Genomic DNA, 16,635 nt, shown 5'->3' on the forward strand with positions numbered 1-16,635 from the left:
AAGCGGCGGAAAAACACCCGTACGGATCACTGCGCGAACGGCGGACAGGCCGCACCATGGGCTGACCACCACCCGCAGATGCGGCGCGTGCAGCCGAAGTCGTCCGTGAGGAGCCCTCATTGCTCAGTGAGACCCGTGACCTCCGTGCACCCCGAGTCGCCAGACCCCGGCGCTATCTGATGTGCCCACCGGCACACTTCAAGGTCACGTACTCGATCAACCCCTGGATGGACCCCGCCAAGCCCGTCGACCTGCCGCTCGCGCTCGCGCAGTGGGAGGACCTGCGGGACCGGTACCGGGCGCTCGGCCACACCGTCGAGCTGCTCGACCCCCGCCCCGACCTGCCCGACATGGTCTTCGCGGCCAACGGGGCCACCGTGATCGACGGACGGGTGCTGGGCGCCCGCTTCGCCCACCCGGAACGGGAGGCGGAGGCCGAAGCCCATCTGGAGTGGTTCCGCGCGCACGGCTTCACGGAGATCCACGAGCCGGCCCACATCAACGAGGGCGAGGGGGACTTCGCCGTCACGGCGTCCTATGTGCTGGCCGGGCGCGGCTTCCGGTCCAGCCCGCTCTCGCACGACGAGGCGCAGGAGTTCTTCGGGCGTCCGGTGATCGGGCTCGACCTCGTCGACCCGCGCTACTACCACCTGGACACGGCGCTGTCCGTCCTGGACGACTCGGCCGACGAGATCATGTACTACCCCGGCGCCTTCTCCCCCGGCAGCCGGGCGGTGCTGGCGCGGCTGTTCCCGGACGCGGTGATCGCCTCGGAGGAGGACGCGGCGGCGCTGGGCCTGAACGCGGTGAGCGACGGGCTCCATGTGCTGCTGCCGCAGGGGGCGGTGGGGCTGTTCTCGTCCCTGCGGGAGCGGGGGTTCGTTCCCGTGGGGATGGATCTGGGTGAGCTGCTGAAGGGGGGCGGCAGCGTGAAGTGCTGCACGCAGGAGCTGCGGGCCTGAGGAGGGCGCTCCGCGGGGGGCGTGTGCTCTGTGGGGTGCGCTCTGCGGGGTGCGCCGTTTTTGCCTGCGGGCCGTAGGTGGCTGGTCGCGCAGTTCCCCGCGCCCCTTGGGGGGTACCGGCTGAGCTCGATCAGCCACGGACCGCCTTTGGGGGCGCGGGGCGCTCCGCGGGGTGCGCCGTCTTTGTCCGCGGACCGTGGGTGGCTGGTCGCGCAGTTCCCCGCGCCCCTTGCGGGGTACCGGCTGAGCTCGCGGGCGAGCAACCCAGCACCGTCCGCAGACGGACACGAACCCCTCGGGGGGTGTCAGGTGCCCGCAGGAGTCACTCGGGCGGGGGCCAGGGGGCGCCCCACTGGGTGTCGCGGGCCGCTCGGTACAGGTCCCCTTGCCGTTTCGTCACGGTCTCGCGCCGCAACACCCCCTCCCCCGTGCACAGCTCCAGCAGCACCTGCCCCTTGCGGATCTGGGGGCGACGCGTCACCCGGTTCGCGGCGGGCTCCGCCGCCACCCCCCGGACGGCCGCGACATAGCTGAACTTCTCGTCCTCGTACGCCAGCGAACCCCCCTTGACCTGCCGGTGCAGGGACGAGCGGCTGACCCGGGCGGAGAAGTGGCACCAGTCCGTGCCGGGTTCGATGGGGCAGGCGGCGCTGTGCGGGCAGGGCGCCGCGACGGTGAAGCCGGCCGCGATCAGGCGGTCCCGGGCCTCGATGATCCGGGCGTAGCCGTCGGGGGTGCCCGGCTCGACGATGACCACGGCGCCCGTCGCGGCGCGCGCGGTCGCGTCCACGAGGGCCCCGCGGTCCTCGGCGGTCAGCTCGTTCAGGACGTACGAGACGGTGACGAGGTCGGTCTCCGGCAGGCTCAGCGCCGTACCGATCCGGGCCCGCTCCCAGCGGATCGCCCGCAGCCCCTCGACGCCGGAGGAGTCGGCGAGTTCGCGGCCGAGCGCGAGCGCGGGCTCGGCCCAGTCCAGGACCGTGGTCGCGGGGGACCACGCCTCGGCGACGGCCCAGCTCGCCGCGCCGGTGCCGCCGCCGACGTCGGTGTGGGTGGCGGGGGACCAGTGCGGCGCCGCGTCCTGGAGGGCGGCGAGCGCGGACCGTACCGCCTCGAACGTCGCCGGCATCCGGTACGCGGCGTACGCGGCCACGTCGGAGCGGTCGCGCAGCACCGGCGCGTGGGTCTGGGTGGCTCCCCGGTAGTTGGCGATCAGCCGGTCGACGGCCCGCGCGGCCTGCGACGGCGGCAGCCCGTCGAGCAGCCCGGCGAGGGCGGAGCGCAGGGCCTGCGGGACGGGGGCGTTCTCGTTCACCTGGGGATTCTACGGGCGCGGGGCCGTCCCGGCGGCGCGCCCGGGAGGCCCAGGGCAGGTCGGGCCACGGCCTCCCTCCACCCCCAGGGCCGGGTCAGGCCGCCGCCGCCAGGGGGCCGGGTCAGGCCGCCGCCTCCTGTCGCCGCCAGGGGCGGCACAGCAGCAGGAAGCAGAGCAGCGCCGCCACACCGGAGGCGAGCTGCACCACCGCCATCGGCACGGCCGTCCCCTCCCCCGCGATCCCCACCAGCGGCGACGCCACCGCCCCGATCAGGAACGAGGAGGTGCCGAGCAGCGCGGAGGCGGAGCCCGCCGCGTGCGGGGTGCGCATCAGGGCCTGCGCGGTGGTGTTGGGCGTGGCCATGCCCATCGCGGACATCAGCACGAACAGCCCGGCCGCGACCGGCGCGAGGCCCGGCTCGCCGAACACCCCGGACGTCATGACGAGCAGCGCCGCCGCCGCGAGCACCACCGTGCTCAGCGAGCACACCAGCACCTTGTCGAGGTCGACCCGGCCCACCAGCAGCTTCCCGTTGATCTGCCCGGCGGCGACCAGGCCGACCGAGTTGAGCCCGAAGAGGAGCGAGAAGGTCTGCGGGGAGGCGCCGTAGATCTCCTGGATCACGAACGGGGAGGCCGAGATGTACGAGAAGAGCGCGGCGAAGGCGAGGCCGCCGGCCAGGACGTAGCCGGTGAAGACGCGGTCCCTCAGCAGCGAGCCCATGGTGCGCAGGGCCTCGCCGACGCCGCCCTCGTGCCGCCGCTCGGGCGGCAACGTCTCGCCGAGGAAGCGCCACACGAAGACGGTGAGCAGCAGTCCGACCCCCGTGAGCACCACGAACACCCCGCGCCAGTCCGTCAGCCGCAGCACCTGCCCGCCGATGAGCGGCGCGACGACCGGGGCGGCCCCGGAGATCAGCATCAGGGTGGAGAAGAACCGGGCCATCTCGACGCCGTCGTACAGATCGCGCACCACCGCGCGGGCGATCACTATGCCCGCCGCGCCCGCCAGGCCCTGGAGCAGCCGGAACGCGATGAGCAGGGCGGCGTCGGGGGCGAAGGCGCAGACGGCGGTGGCGACCACGTACACGGCCATGCCGACGAGCAACGGCCTGCGGCGGCCCCACTTGTCGCTCATCGGCCCGACGACGAGCTGGCCGAGCGCCATGCCCGCGAGGCACGCGGTGAGGGTGAGCTGCACGGTGGCGGCGGGCGCGTGGAGCGCGCCGGTGACCTCGGGGAGCGCGGGCAGGTACATGTCCATGGAGAGCGGCGGGAGCGCGGTGAGCCCGCCGAGGACGAGTGTGACCAGCAGACCGGCGCGGCGGGCGGCGACGGTGGCCGCGGCCGGTATCGGGGCCGGTGCGGTCCGGCTGCTCTCCGCCATGGGTGTCTCTCCGGTTTCCGGCCGTCGCGACCGTTGTAGTTTCAAGCATCCATGCTCTCAGCCCGCGGGGGGTGCTGCGGACCGGGGTGCGGGGCGGGGTGGGGTGGGGTGGGGTGGGACCGGGGTGCGGGGCGGGTGCGGGCCGGGGTGCCGGGCCCGGGGGGGGCGGGCCGGGGCGCGGGCCGGGGGCGCGGGCCGGGCCCGTATCGCGGACGGCTGCGGCCCGGGCGCGGGGTGCTCCCGTACGCTCCCGGCCATGAACGCATCCGCAGCGCGCAAGACCGCCGTCGTCACCGGCGCCGGCTCCGGCATCGGCCGCTCCGTGGCGCTCACGCTGGCCGCCGCGGGCTGGTCGGTGGCCCTGGCGGGCCGCCGTCCGGAGCCCCTGGAGGAGACCGCGGCCCTGGCCGGGCCCGACGCCGACGTCCTCCCCGTCCGTACGGACGTGACCTCGCCGGAGGAGGTGGCGGCCCTCTTCACGGCGGTACGGGACCGGTACGGGCGGCTCGACCTGCTCTTCAACAACGCGGGCACGTTCGGCCCCGGCGGGGTCGCGGTGGAGGACCTGGCGTACGAGGCGTGGCGGCATGTCGTCGACACCAATCTCAACGGGGCGTTCCTGTGCGCGCAGGCGGCGTTCCGGCAGATGAAGGAGCAGGACCCGCGGGGCGGGCGGATCATCAACAACGGTTCGATCTCGGCGCACGCGCCGCGCCCGAACTCGGTGGCCTACACGGCGACCAAGCACGCGATGACCGGCCTGACCAAGGCGCTCTCCCTGGACGGCCGTCCGTACCGGATCGCCGTCGGCCAGATCGACATCGGCAACGCGGCCACCGAGATGACGGCCCGGATGACCACGGGGGTGCCGCAGGCGAACGGGGAGCTGGCGGTGGAGCCGGTGATGGACGCGGCGGATGTGGCGCGGACGGTGCTGCACATGGCGGAGCTGCCACTGGAGGCGAACGTGCAGTTCGCGACGGTGCTGGCTACGGCTATGCCGTATATCGGGCGGGGGTGAGGGCGGCCGGGGGGCGTCTTTCGTCTGCGGGCGGTGGGTGGCTGGTCGCGCAGTTCCCCGCGCCCCTGGGGGGTCGGCCCCCGGGCGGGGATGACGGCTCGGCCTGCCAGAGGGCTCCCCAGGGCGCGGACTTCGTCTGCCGGTCGTGGGTGGCTGGTCGCGCAGTTCCCCGCGCCCCTAGGGGGACGGCGCCCGGGCGGGGATGACGGCTCGGCCTGCCGGAGGGGGTCCCCGGGGCGCGGATTTCGTCTGCGGGCTGTGGGTGGCTGGTCGCGCAGTTCCCCGCGCCCCTAGGGGGACGGCCCCCGGGCGGGTACCACGGCTCGGCCTGCCCGAGGGCTCCCAAGGGTGCGGATTTCGTCTGCCGGTCGTGGGTGGCCGGGCGCGCAGTTCCCCGCGCCCCTAGGGGGTCGGCCGCAGCCAGGGGCCAACCTCAGCCCCAGCCCGCCAGGGGCGCGGGGAACTGCGCGAGCAAGCCAGCACCATCCGCAGGCGAACGAACACCCCTCAGGGGCGCGGGGAACTGCGCGGGCAAGTCAGCACCGTCCGCGGGCGGACGAACGCCCCCGGGGGGCGCGGGGCAGTGCGCGGGCGGCCCGGTGCGGGGCGGGCGCGGACGCGGGCCCCGTGGCGCGGAATGCCGGGCCGTTGCGCGGAGTTGTCAGCGGCATGACCGACGTACTCCGTTACACCGCCTTCTCCTCCGACCCCGCCGGAGGCAACCCCGCCGGGGTCGTGCTCGACGCGGCCGGGCTCGATGACGCTGCCATGCTCGCGATCGCCGCCGAGCTGGACTACAGCGAGACCGCGTTCCTGACCGCGCCGCCCGAGGGACTCGGCGAGGCGGGACGGGCGTTCACCGTCCGCTTCTTCAGCCCGAAGGCGGAGGTCCCCTTCTGCGGGCACGCCACCGTGGCGACGGCCGTGGCGCTGGCCGAGCGGATCGGCCCCGGTGACCTGGTCTTCGCGACCCCCGTGGGCACCGTCCCGGTGACGGTCACGGACGACGAGGGCGTGCTGCGGGCCACGCTCACCAGCGTCGAGCCGCACGTCGAGGACATCGCGGCCGCCGACCTCGACGAGGCGCTGGCCGCGCTCGACTGGCCCGCCGCCGACCTGGACCCGGCCCTGCCCCCGCGCATCGCCTTCGCCGGCAACCGCCACCTGGTCCTCGGCGCCGCCACCCGCGAGCGCCTTGCGGACCTCTCCTACGACTTCGAGCGGCTGGCCGCACTGATGCGGCGGCTCGACCTGACGACGGTTCAGCTGGCCTGGCGCGCGTCCGGCACCGTCTTCCACGTCCGCGACCCGTTCCCGGTCGGCGGTGTTGTGGAGGACCCGGCGACGGGCGCGGCCGCGGCGGCCTTCGGCGCATACGTACGCGAACAGGGCCTGGTTCCCGAGGAGTCGGTCCTCACGCTCCACCAGGGCGAGGACCTGGGCCGTCCGGGCGTACTGACGGTGACGCTGCGCGCGGGCGACGCGAGGATACGGGTCGGGGGCGCGGGGGCGGTCATCCCGGCGTAACCGGACCGCCGGCCGCCCAGGCCTGCGGCCCAGGCCTGCCGCCCAGGCCTGCCCGCTCAGGCCTGCCCGGTCTCGAACCGGCCGACCTTCCCGTCCTCGACGTCGAAGCGCCAGGCGGTCCGCATCTCGCCCCAGGTGTCGTTGCGGTAGGTGGCGACGAGCGAGCGCCCGCCGTCGCTCTCCGACTCCACGTCCATGTGGCCGCCGCTGGAGAAGACCTCCCGCTCGGTCCAGTCGGCGACGTCCCGGTCGGAGCCGTCGTCGGACATGGTGGCGCCGGGGGCGAGTACGGCCTGGAAGGCGGCGCGGTCCCCGGCGTTGAGCGCGGTGACGAAGGCGCGGACGGCGGGGTCGCTGAGCTGGTCGACGGGGACGGACACGGGGGCTCCTCCGGATGCGGGCGGGACGACGGCGCACGTCCGCCTCCGCGAACGGCTCGCCTCCCAGCTCACCCCATCCCCACGGACCCCGCCACCGGCGGGGGCACGGCGGGTGAGGGGCAGACGAGTCGGGCTGTACGCCGGGTTCTGTCGCCCGGTCGCCTCGCGGCGGCCGGGGAGACGGCCATCCATCTAGGACCGGTGTTGCCACCGGCCTCGTGCGGTCTACCCGCGGACTCGGGCGGGCAGCCCTCGAACGTCCGCGCAGAGCCGCTTTTCACGGCGGCTCCTCTTGACCTTGCTCCGGGTGGGGTTTACCTAGCCGCCTGAGTCACCCCAGGCGCTGGTGGTCTCTTACACCACCGTTTCACCCTTACCGGGGACCGAGGTCCCCGGCGGTCTGTTCTCTGTGGCACTGTCCCGCGGGTCACCCCGGGTGGGTGTTACCCACCACCCTGCCCTGTGGAGCCCGGACGTTCCTCGGGAGGATCCGGGGATCCCCACGCGGCCGTCCGCCCGGCTCGTCTGCCGTGCCGACCATGCTACCTGCCGGACGGGCCCGCTCGGACGAAGTCGGACGTGGCGAGGTCGGCCTTGGCCCGGTCGATCAGCAGATACAGGGGGATGCCCCCGCGTGCGTAGCGTCGCCGTTGGACCTCGCGGTCGGCGTCCGTTACGCGGGGGCGAACTCCGCCTTCGCGGTGCCCGGGTCGGCCTGGGTGAGGCGGACGCGGAGGGGCTCGCCCAGGGGGAGGGGTGTGGTGCCGCGGACGGGGGCCACCACGGCCGGGTCGGTGAGATGGACCGTTCCGGCCGTCGGTTCGTGGTCCTCGATGTCGACGACGGTCGCGTCGAAGACCTCACCGACGCGGTCCTTCAGGAGGGCCGCCTCCACCAGGTCGACGCACTCGCGCTCCACCGTGTTGGCCCGGCGGGTGCCCTCGGCCATCGCCTTGGGGAGTCCGTCCAGCGCGTCGCGCACCCAGGCGGGGACGTCCGAGCCCGCGACCGCCGCGAGGCAGATCTCGGCGGCGTACCGGTCGACGAGGCGGCGCAGCGGCGCGGTGCAGTGCGCGTACTCGTCGGCGACGGCGGCGTGGATGGCCGGGCTGGGGACGTTCCCGCCGGTGAAGACGGTGTATCCGGCGCCGCGCAGCAGCGTCGTGCACTCCTGGAGGAACGCGGCGTGGTGCGGGTCGTGGGGGTCGAGGGAGCGGATGACCTGGGCGTACGGGACGTGGTGCGGCCAGTCGATGCCCAGCGCCACGGCGCAGCGGCGCAGCCGGGCGACGGCGCCGTCCGGGGCGCTGGGCAGGGTGCGCAGGACGCCGGTGCCGTACGCCAGCATCAGATCGGCCGCGGCGATGCCGGTGAGCAGGGAGATCTGGGCGTTCCAGCCGTCGGCGGGCAGCGGGGCGCGGTAGGCGAGCCCGTACCGGCCGTCGCGCTCGACGATCTCCTGCTCGGGGACGTTGAGGGAGATCCCGCCGCGGGCCACCTCCTGCGCCTCGCGGAGCCGCCCGATGTCCGCGAGGAGGGCGAGGGACGGCTCGGCGGTGCCGTCGTCGATCTGCCGCTGCACCCCCTCGTAGTCGAGCTTGGCCCGGCTGCGGACGAGGGCGCGCTCGACGTGGGTGGCGGTGGTGGCGCCGTGGGTGTCCAGGTCGATGGTCCACAGGACGGCGGGGCGCACCCGGCCGGGGAGGAGGCTGGCGGCGTCCTCGGAGAGTACGGGCGGGTGGAGCGGGATGCGCTCGTCGGGGAAGTACAGCGTGGTCACCCGGCGGTGGGCCTCGGTGTCGACGGGGCCGCCCGGGTCGACGAAGGCGGCGACGTCGGCGATGGCGTAGTGGACGCGGTAGCCGCCGGAGGACCGGTGGGTGAGGTGCATGGCCTGGTCCAGGTCCAGGGAGGTGGGCGGGTCGATGGTGAAGAAGGGGAGGTCGGTGGCGTCGCGGACGGGGAGCCGGGGGTTGCCCGCGGCGCGGTCCGCGTCGGCGAGGACGTCCGGGGGGAAGGTGTCGGGGAGGGCGAGGGTGGTGCGGAGGTCGCGCAGGGCGGCCCTCAGCGGGTCGGCTGCGCCGGTCATGTGGAGGTGGCGGCGAGGCATGCCCCGAGCGTAGGCCGGGCCCGGGTACGCGGCCTCTTTTGCGCCGAGGCCCCCTCACCCCCGGGGGCGCCCCCGGTCCCGTTCCCTTGGGCCCCGCCCTGCCCCGGCGCCTCCGCCTGGGCCCTGCCCGGGCGCCCCTTGCCCCCCTATCCCTGGGCCCCGCCCCAACTCCCACCCTCTTGCTCCGGGCTCTGCCCCAGTCCCTGGTTCCGGGCTGCGCCCAAGGCCTTCTCCCCCACCCCGCCCCTTCCCGAAAGCCCTGGGCGGGCCGCCTGGTGTTCGGTCCGCAGACCGGTGGTGGGTTGCTCGCGCAGTTCCCCGCGCCCCCAAGAAGGGCACCTACGACGCACCGCACTCCGAAAGGGCCCCCAGTCCCTCACCAGGGGCACGAGGAACTGCGCGACCAGCCACAGACCGCCCGCAGACCAACACCCGGCCAAGCAGGGGCGCGAGGAACTGCGCGAGCAACCCACCACCACCCGCAGACAAACACCGGCCCCTTCAGGGGCGCGAGGAACTGCGCGACCAGCCACAGACCACCCGCAGACCAACACCCGGCCGAACAGGGGCGCGAGGAACTGCGCGAGCAACCCACCACCACCCGCAGACAAACACCGGCCCCCGCACCCCACCCCCAGGGTTTGGGGAAGCGGCTGGGTGGGGGCTTAATCTGGGGGCGGGGCCGTCCCCCTGTTCGCCCATCTTCAAGGAGACCCCCGTGCTCGTCCTGCTCCCCCCCTCCGAAGGAAAGGCCGACGGAGGACGCGGGAACCCCCTCAAGGAGGAGTCGCTGTCGCTCCCCGGCCTGCGTCCCGCCCGCTCCGCCGTCCTCGACGAGCTCGTCGAGCTGTGTCTGGCGGACGAGGACAAGGCCCGCGAGGTCCTCGGCCTCAGCGAGGGCCTGCGCGGCGAGGTCGCCAAGAACGCCGGGCTCCGCACCGCCGGCACCCGCCCCGCCGGCGAGATCTACACCGGCGTCCTCTACGACGCCCTCGGCCTCGCCACCCTCGCCCCCGCCGCCAAGCGCCGCGCCGCGAAGTCGCTGCTGGTCTTCTCGGGGCTGTGGGGCGCCGTCCGCGTCACCGACCGCATCCCCTCGTACCGCTGCTCGATGGGCGTCAAGCTGCCGGGCCTGGGCGCGCTGGGGGCGTACTGGCGCGGCGTCATGGACCCGGTCATGACCGAGGCCGCCGGGACCGGCCTCGTCCTCGACCTGCGCTCCTCCGCGTACGCCGCCGCCTGGAAGCCCACGGGCGAGGTGGCCGGGCGGACCGCGACCGTACGCGTCCTGCACTCCCGGATCGTCGACGGTGTCGAGAAGCGCTCCGTGGTCAGCCACTTCAACAAGGCCACGAAGGGACGGCTGGTGCGCGACCTGCTCGCGGACGGCACCGCCCCCGCCGGCCCGGCGCGGCTCGTGGAGGCCCTGCGCGACCTCGGGTACGTGGTGGAGTGCGCCCCGCCCGCCAAGGGGGGCAAGCCGTGGGCGCTGGACGTGGTCGTGGAGCAGATCCACTAGCCTCCACGGCAACTGTCCCCCGTTGCGCAGGGTGCAACGCTCGTTGCGCCCTGCGACACCCCCCGGCAGGATGCCGGTATGACCTCCGTCCTGGACCTGGCCCCCGTCGTCCCCGTGGTCGTCCTGGACGACGCCGCCGACGCCGTACCCCTCGCGCGGGCCCTCGTCGCGGGCGGGCTGCCGGCGATCGAGGTGACCCTGCGGACGCCCGCCGCGCTCGACGCGCTCCGGGCGATCGCGGACGGCGTGCCCGAGGCCGTGGTCGGGGCCGGGACCGTGGTGTCGGCCGCCGGGGTCGGACGGGCCGCCGCGGCCGGGGCGCGTTTCCTGGTCAGCCCGGGCTGGACCGCCGGCCTCCTCGACGCGATGACCGCCTCCGGGCTGCCGTTCCTGCCCGGGGTCGCCACCGCCTCCGAGGTGGTGGCGCTCCTGGAGCGCGGGATCGACGAGATGAAGTTCTTCCCCGCCGAGGCGGCGGGCGGCACGGCCTACCTCAGATCGCTGGCCGGACCGCTCCCGGCCGCCCGCTTCTGCCCCACCGGCGGCATCTCGCTCGCCTCGGCGCCCGATTACCTGGCGCTGCCGAACGTGCGCTGCGTCGGGGGTACGTGGATGCTGCCCCCCGACGCGGTCGCCGCGCGGGACTGGGCACGGGTGGAGGCGCTGGCGAGGGAGGCGGCGGGGCTGGGGCTGGGGCCGCGGTGAGGGGAGGTCCGGCCGCGACCACGGGGGACGACCGGTTCCGGCCGCGGAACGCGGGTGCCACCCCGGCACGGCCGCGGACCGCGAACCCGCACGGCCCGCGGCCGGCCACCGCACACCTCAGCGCAGATGCGCCGTGTCGTTCAGCAGCCGCACCGACGCGTTGCCGTCCCCGTAGTACGCCACCGCCGACAGCGACGCCGCCGACAGCTCCATCCGGAACAGGGACTCCGGCGGGGCCCCCAGGGCGAGCCGCACCAGCGTCTTGACCGGGGTGACGTGCGTGACCAGCAGGACCGTACGGCCCGCGTAGGCGGTGAGCAGCCGGTCCCGGGCCGCCGAGACGCGCCGCGCCACCGACGCGAAGCTCTCGCCGCCGCCCGTCGGCGCGGCCTTGGGCGAGGCGAGCCAGGCGTCGAGGTCGTCCGGGTGGCGCTCGCGCACCTCCGCGAAGGTGAGCCCCTCCCACGCCCCGAAGTCCGTCTCGCGCAGGCCCTCCTCGATCCGTACGTCCAGACCGAGGCGGCCCGCGACCGCCGCCGCCGTCTCACGGCAGCGCCGCAGCGGGGAGGAGACGACCGCCTGGACGGTGCCCCGGGCCGCGAGCGCCGCCGCGACCTGCTCGGCCTGTCGGCGGCCGGCCGCCGACAGCTCCGGGTCGGTGCCGCCGCTGCCGGAGAACCGCTTCTCGGGAGTGAGCGCCGTCTCGCCGTGCCGGAGCAGGACGAAGGTGGTGGGCGTGCCCAGGTCGGGCGCGCTCCACCCGGCGGCCGGGGCCGCGCTCGCACCGCGGGCGGGGGCCGGGACCGTGGCGACCGCGGCGGCCGGGGCCGCGAGGGCCGCCCGGGCCCGTGCCGCGCCCGCCGCCGCGTCCCCGACGACCCGCGCCGCGTCCGTGTCGGCGGGGCCGGCGGAGAGTGCCGCCGTGGACGCCGACGGCTCCCACTGCCTGCCGCGCTTGCCCGCGTCCATCGCCTCGTTGGCGAGCCGGTCCGCGTGCTTGTTCTTCTCGCGCGGGATCCACTCGTACGTGACCTGCCCGGTCGGCAGGATCCGGGCGGCCTCGGCCGCGAGCGGCTTCATGTCGGGGTGCTTGATCTTCCAGCGGCCCGACATCTGCTCGACGACCAGCTTGGAGTCCATGCGGACCCGCACCTTGGCCGCCGGGTCCAGGGCCTTGGCGGCCTTGAGCCCGGCGATCAGGCCCTTGTACTCGGCGACGTTGTTGGTGGCGACACCGATGTACTCCGCCGCCTCGGCCAGCGTCTCGCCCGTCACCGGGTCCAGGACCACCGCGCCGTACCCGGCCGGCCCCGGGTTGCCCCGGGAGCCGCCGTCGGCCTCGACCACGAACTGCCGCACTACAGGCCCGACTCCGCCGTACGGACCAGGATGCGGTTGCAGTTGCCGCACCGCAGCACGGTGTCCGGGGACGCCGCCTTCACCTCGTTGACCTCGGTGATGTCGAGCTCCAGCCGGCAGCCCTCGCACTTGCGCTGGTAGAGCCGGGCCGCGCCGACGCCGCCCTGCTTCTCGCGCAGCTTGTCGTAGAGCTTCAGCAGGTCGGCCGGGACGACGGCGGCGACGACCTCGCGCTCCTTGGCGACCTCGGCGGCCTCCGCGTCCAGCTGCTGGACGGCGGTGTCGCGGCGGGCCGTGGCGTCGTCGGTCTTCGACTGGACGGAGGAGACCCGCTCGGTCAGCTCGGCGACCCGCTCCTGGGCGGACTCACGGCGCTCCATGACCTCCAGGACCACGTCCTCCAGGTCGCCCTGGCGCTTGGCCAGCGAGGCGATCTCGCGCTGGAGCGACTCCAGGTCCTTGGGCGAGGAGACGGCGCCCGAGTCCAGGCGCTGCTGGTCGCGGGCGGCGCGCTGGCGGACCTGGTCGACGTCCTGCTCGGCCTTGGTCTGCTCGCGGGCGGTGTCGCTCTCCTCGGTCTGCGCGGCGACCAGCAGGTCGCGCAGCTGCGTGAGGTCCTTGGTGAGCGACTCGATCTCGGCGTGCTCGGGCAGCGACGCCCGCTTGTGGGCGAGCTGCGACAGGCGTGCGTCGAGGGCCTGTACGTCGAGGAGGCGGATCTGGTCGGCGGGCGCGGCGTTCAGTTGGGGGCTCCAGAAGAGTGGTGGGATGACCAGGGGTCGGTGACCGTCTTCGAGACGTGGACCCGCAGGTCCCAGCCATGGCGGTCGGAAATCTCGTCGAGCTGTGCGGCGGCCTGCTCGCACCAGGGCCACTCGGTGGCCCAGTGGGCGGCGTCGATCAGGCCCAGCGGGCCGGACGCGGAGGACGCGTGCTGGGTGGCCTCCGACACCGGGTGGTGGCGCAGGTCGGCGGTGAGGAAGGCGTCGGCGCCCGACGCCCGTACGGCGTCGAAGAGGGAGTCGCCCGAGCCGCCGCTGACCGCGACGGTCCGCACCAGGGCCCCGGTGTCGCCCGCGACGCGGATGCCCTGCGCGGTGGCGGGCAGCCGGGCGGCGGCGCGGGCGGCGAACTCGCCCAGCGTCATCGGGTGGTCCAGCTCGCAGACGCGGCCGAGGCCCCGGCGCCCCGAGCGGTCCGTGGCGTCGGGCACGAGCGGCCCGACGACCCGGATGTCCAGGGCGCCCGCGAGGGCGTCGGAGACGCCGGGGTCGGCGGTGTCGGCGTTGGTGTGGGCGACGTGCAGCGCGATGTCGTGCTTGATCAGGGTGTGCACGGCCCGGCCCTTGAAGTGGCCGGCCGCGACCGTCGTCGTCCCGCGCAGATAGAGCGGGTGGTGGGTGACGACCAGGTCGGCGCCGAGCTTCACCGCCTCGTCCACGATCTCCTGGACGGGGTCGACGGCGAACAGCACCCGCCGGACCTCCGCGTCGGGGTCGCCGCAGACGGTGCCGACCGCGTCCCATCCCTCGGCCCGCTCGGGCGGCCAGAGGGCGTCGAGCGCGGCGATGACTTCAGACAGACGGGGCACGGGGACAGGTTACCCGCGCTCCGGGCCCCGCCCACCACGGCTTCCGTCCCATCCGCCCCGGCGAACGCCCCGGGCCCGTCCCGCCCGGCTCGCCCCGCACTGCACATCCCTCGCCCCGTCCACCGGGGAATCGCCCGATGGCCACCCTTTGGTGTGAAGCGAGTGGTCTCGTGTTGTTCGGCAGGAAGTGCGAAAACTAGCTTCTAGGGCCGGAGGTGAGCCATCTCATGACGGCCTTGGCCATCGAGACCGCTGCCGGCGACGGCGACGCGGTCCGGCGGAGCGCGTTCACGATCACCGCTGACGGCTCCTACGCGGCCCGCCTGGTCCGGGCGCCGGGCGGGGGCGACCGCTGGTTCCCCGAGCGGTGGACCCTGGACGGACCCGAGCCGTACGCGGTGCCGCTGCCCGGCAATCAGCCGGAGGACCCGGACGCCTCGGTGCTGCCGATGGGGGACGGGCGGGTGCTGATCCACCGCCGGATCGCCGACCGGGACGCCTTCGCCCTGCTCTACCCCACCGGCCCCGGCACCGGCGAGCTCGCCCTCGGCACGGTCCCGCGCGACCCGGTGCGGGAGCTGGCGCTGCTGCCGCCGTCCCCCAACGGCAGCTGCGCGTACGCCCTGGCGGCCGGGCCCGAGGACAGCACGCTCTGGCTGGTGGCGGGCGGCGCCTTCGGCCCGGAGCCGGTCGCCACCCTCCGGGGCCGCTGCTCGGGCGGTGTCTGGCTGGACCGGACCGGGCGGATGCTCGCGCTCGACCGGGAGCTGGACGGGCGGACCAAGGCGGTCGCGGTGGACCTGGAGCGCGGCGGCGAGGTGACCCCGCTGTTGCAGATCACCGAGGAGAGCGAGGACCGGCTGCTGCTGGCGGACCCGGACACGGGTCTGCTGCTGCTGCGCTCCGACGCGCCCGGCCACGACCGGCTCGGCTGGGGCGTGCTCGGCTCCACCCTGCCGGTCCGCTTCCCCGAGTGCCTGCGGCTCGCGGACGCGGCGGTGACGCCGTTCGCGGTACAGCCCGGGCAGGTGCTGATGCCGGAGAGCTGCGCGGTGGCGCTGCGGATCGACGCGGCGGGGGGCACCTGGCTGGGGGTGTGGCGCCCGGCGGGCCGCCGGCTGCACCAGCTGGCCGCGCCCCCGGGGTGGCTGGCGGGCGCGGGCCTGTGGACGCGCGAGGGGCTGCTGCGGCTGCCGTGTACGACACCGGCCGCGCCCTGCTCGGTGGCCGCGCTCCCGGCCCCGGCGGACCTGCCGCGCCCCGCCCCCGTACCGCTGAAACCGCGGGTCCCACGGCCCGTACCGCTCGCGCAGGCCCCGCTGACCGGGCGTCAGTAGGAGGCGGGCGGCTGGTTAAGATCCACGGCGAACACAACGGACGAGACCACAACGGGGTGACTGCACCACATGTCCGAGACACTGACCGCCGTGTCCGCCGAAGCCACGACGGACGTCGGCGGCCACGGCCGGCACCGGGGCGGACCGGCGGTGACCGAGGAACCGACCGCCGAGGCCCACGGCCGCCACCGGCGGCGCGACGGCGACGGGGGCCGTGACAACGGCTGACGTCGGCGACGACGCGGGAAGGGCCCGGGATCGGTGGATCCCGGGCCCTTTCCGTGTTCCCGTGTTCCCGCGTTCCCGCGGGCCGTTCGGGCGTTCGGGCGTTTGGGCGTTCGGGCGCGCGGTCCCTGGGCCGCTCAGCCGTGTTTGAGGCCGAGGACCTCGGTCGCCGCGAAGGTCTCGTCGGCCGGACGGTCGGCGTAGTACGGGGTGAGCAGCTCGTCCAGTTCGCCGTACGAGAAGGCCTCCTTGGCCGTGTCGAACGTGGCGGCCACCTTCGGGCGCTCCATGATCGCGACCATCCCGCCGTGGACGACCATCAGCTGGCCGGTGACGCGGGCGGCGGCGGGGGACGCCAGATAGCCGACGAGCGGCGCCACGTGCTCGGGCGCCAGCGGGTCGAGCCGCCCCTCCCCCCGATCCCCGCCGCCCGGAGCCGCTGGAATGCCCGCGAAGACGTCCTCGGTCATCCGGGTCCGGGCGCGGGGGCAGATGGCGTTGGCGGTGACGCCGTACTTGGCGAGGGCCAGGGCCGTGGAAGTGGTCAGGCCCACGATGCCGCCCTTGGCGGCGGCGTAGTTGGGCTGGCCCGCGGAGCCCGCGAGGAACGCCTCCGAGGAGGTGTTGACGATCCGGCCGTAGACCGCGTGGCCCGCCGCCTTGGACCGTTCGCGCCAGTGGGCGGCGGCGAAGCGGGTGGTGTTGAAGTGGCCCTTGAGGTGGACGTGGATGACCGCGTCCCACTCCGACTCGGTCATCGAGAAGACCATCCGGTCCCGCAGGATGCCCGCGTTGTTGACCAGGATGTCGAGTTTGCCGTACCGCTCGACCGCCAACGCGACGAGTTCGGCGGCCTGTTGGTGGTCGGCGACGTCCCCGGTGTGGGCGAGGGCCGCGCCGCCCGCCGCGCGGATCTCGGCGGCGACCTCCTCGGCGGGGCCGGCCGAGGCCGCGCCGGTGCCGTCGCGGCCCGGCCGCCCGAGGTCGTTGACGACGACGGACGCGCCCAGCCGGGCCAGTTCCAGGGCCTCGGCCCGGCCCAGGCCCCGTCCGGCGCCGGTGACGATCGCGCTGAGCCCTTCCAGTGGCAGTGCCATCGCTCGACGGTGTCCTTTCAGGGATGGGGTGGATGGGGTGGATTCAGAGGGTGATGCGGTGGATGCGGTGGATTCAGAGGGTGATGCGGTGGATGCGGTG

Annotated in this window: 15 protein-coding genes and 1 other RNA gene; 7 read left to right on the forward strand and 9 right to left on the reverse strand. The window is 75.0% G+C overall.

All coding sequences use genetic code 11. From position 1 onward, the window contains the following. Positions 1-119 precede the first annotated feature (119 nt). A complete protein-coding gene (gene ddaH, locus AC069K_RS22770) occupies positions 120-962 on the forward strand; it encodes a dimethylargininase (protein WP_365101020.1) in 843 nt (280 codons plus the stop codon). A 322-nt stretch (positions 963-1,284) separates the two neighbouring features. On the opposite strand, the gene AC069K_RS22775 is transcribed toward ddaH, so the two are convergent. Then, positions 1,285-2,277 carry a small ribosomal subunit Rsm22 family protein gene (locus AC069K_RS22775; RefSeq protein WP_478619103.1) on the reverse strand — a complete coding sequence of 331 codons (993 nt, stop codon included), beginning with the start codon at positions 2,275-2,277 and terminating at the stop codon, positions 1,285-1,287. Positions 2,278-2,398: 121 nt separating this feature from the next. Beyond that, positions 2,399-3,664 (reverse strand): multidrug effflux MFS transporter, encoded by a 1,266-nt coding sequence (locus AC069K_RS22780; protein WP_365101017.1) that lies wholly within the window; start codon positions 3,662-3,664, stop codon positions 2,399-2,401. A 256-nt stretch (positions 3,665-3,920) separates the two neighbouring features. Between AC069K_RS22780 and AC069K_RS22785 the strand changes: the two genes are divergently transcribed. Further along, positions 3,921-4,685, forward strand: a complete 765-nt coding sequence (locus AC069K_RS22785; protein ID WP_478619107.1) for an SDR family oxidoreductase — start codon at positions 3,921-3,923, stop codon at positions 4,683-4,685. A 669-nt stretch (positions 4,686-5,354) separates the two neighbouring features. Then, on the forward strand, positions 5,355-6,212 hold the full coding sequence (locus AC069K_RS22790) for a PhzF family phenazine biosynthesis protein (protein ID WP_478619110.1): 858 nt from the start codon (positions 5,355-5,357) through the stop codon (positions 6,210-6,212). A gap of 56 nt (positions 6,213-6,268) precedes the next feature. Here AC069K_RS22790 and AC069K_RS22795 read toward each other — a convergent pair whose 3' ends face one another. From AC069K_RS22795 to AC069K_RS22805, 3 genes are all read right to left on the reverse strand, one after another. Then, the gene (locus AC069K_RS22795; protein ID WP_478619113.1) at positions 6,269-6,592 is read right to left on the reverse strand and encodes a nuclear transport factor 2 family protein; all 324 of its coding nucleotides are present in this window, start codon (positions 6,590-6,592) and stop codon (positions 6,269-6,271) included. 120 nt (positions 6,593-6,712) lie between these two features. Then, positions 6,713-7,116, reverse strand: an RNA gene (rnpB, locus tag AC069K_RS22800) — RNase P RNA component class A. Positions 7,117-7,265: 149 nt separating this feature from the next. Next, positions 7,266-8,702: an RNB domain-containing ribonuclease gene (locus AC069K_RS22805; protein WP_478619116.1), complete on the reverse strand. Its 1,437-nt coding sequence runs from the start codon at positions 8,700-8,702 to the stop codon at positions 7,266-7,268. A 718-nt stretch (positions 8,703-9,420) separates the two neighbouring features. On the opposite strand from AC069K_RS22805, the gene yaaA reads away from it, so the two are divergent. Both yaaA and eda read left to right on the forward strand, forming a co-directional pair. Further along, positions 9,421-10,221: a peroxide stress protein YaaA gene (yaaA, locus tag AC069K_RS22810; protein ID WP_478619119.1), complete on the forward strand. Its 801-nt coding sequence runs from the start codon at positions 9,421-9,423 to the stop codon at positions 10,219-10,221. A gap of 78 nt (positions 10,222-10,299) precedes the next feature. Further along, a complete protein-coding gene (gene eda / locus AC069K_RS22815; RefSeq protein ID WP_478619122.1) occupies positions 10,300-10,926 on the forward strand; it encodes a bifunctional 4-hydroxy-2-oxoglutarate aldolase/2-dehydro-3-deoxy-phosphogluconate aldolase in 627 nt (208 codons plus the stop codon). 117 nt (positions 10,927-11,043) lie between these two features. Here eda and AC069K_RS22820 read toward each other — a convergent pair whose 3' ends face one another. The 3 genes from AC069K_RS22820 to AC069K_RS22830 are packed head-to-tail and all read right to left on the reverse strand — an operon-like array spanning position 11,044 to position 13,876. Then, positions 11,044-12,285, reverse strand: a complete 1,242-nt coding sequence (locus tag AC069K_RS22820) for a bifunctional RNase H/acid phosphatase (RefSeq protein ID WP_365100783.1) — start codon at positions 12,283-12,285, stop codon at positions 11,044-11,046. After that, positions 12,285-13,028: a zinc ribbon domain-containing protein gene (locus tag AC069K_RS22825; protein WP_358836910.1), complete on the reverse strand. Its 744-nt coding sequence runs from the start codon at positions 13,026-13,028 to the stop codon at positions 12,285-12,287. The genes AC069K_RS22820 and AC069K_RS22825 overlap by 1 nt, the downstream gene beginning before the upstream one ends. Continuing rightward, positions 13,025-13,876, reverse strand: coding sequence for a Nif3-like dinuclear metal center hexameric protein (locus AC069K_RS22830; RefSeq protein WP_478619126.1), 852 nt, complete (start codon positions 13,874-13,876; stop codon positions 13,025-13,027). Before AC069K_RS22830 ends, AC069K_RS22825 begins: the two co-directional genes overlap by 4 nt. A 227-nt stretch (positions 13,877-14,103) precedes the next feature. On the opposite strand from AC069K_RS22830, the gene AC069K_RS22835 reads away from it, so the two are divergent. Continuing rightward, the gene (locus AC069K_RS22835; protein WP_365100781.1) at positions 14,104-15,213 is read left to right on the forward strand and encodes a hypothetical protein; all 1,110 of its coding nucleotides are present in this window, start codon (positions 14,104-14,106) and stop codon (positions 15,211-15,213) included. Positions 15,214-15,282: 69 nt separating this feature from the next. Beyond that, positions 15,283-15,441 carry a hypothetical protein gene (locus AC069K_RS22840; protein WP_365100780.1) on the forward strand — a complete coding sequence of 53 codons (159 nt, stop codon included), beginning with the start codon at positions 15,283-15,285 and terminating at the stop codon, positions 15,439-15,441. A 134-nt stretch (positions 15,442-15,575) separates the two neighbouring features. Here the strand turns inward: AC069K_RS22840 and AC069K_RS22845 are convergent, their stop codons facing one another. After that, entirely contained in the window at positions 15,576-16,535 is a 960-nt protein-coding gene (locus tag AC069K_RS22845) for a 3-oxoacyl-ACP reductase (RefSeq protein WP_478619131.1), read from the reverse strand. Between the last annotated feature and the right edge of the window lie 100 nt (positions 16,536-16,635).

It is taken from the genome of Streptomyces sp. NPDC043908 (assembly GCF_056435525.1).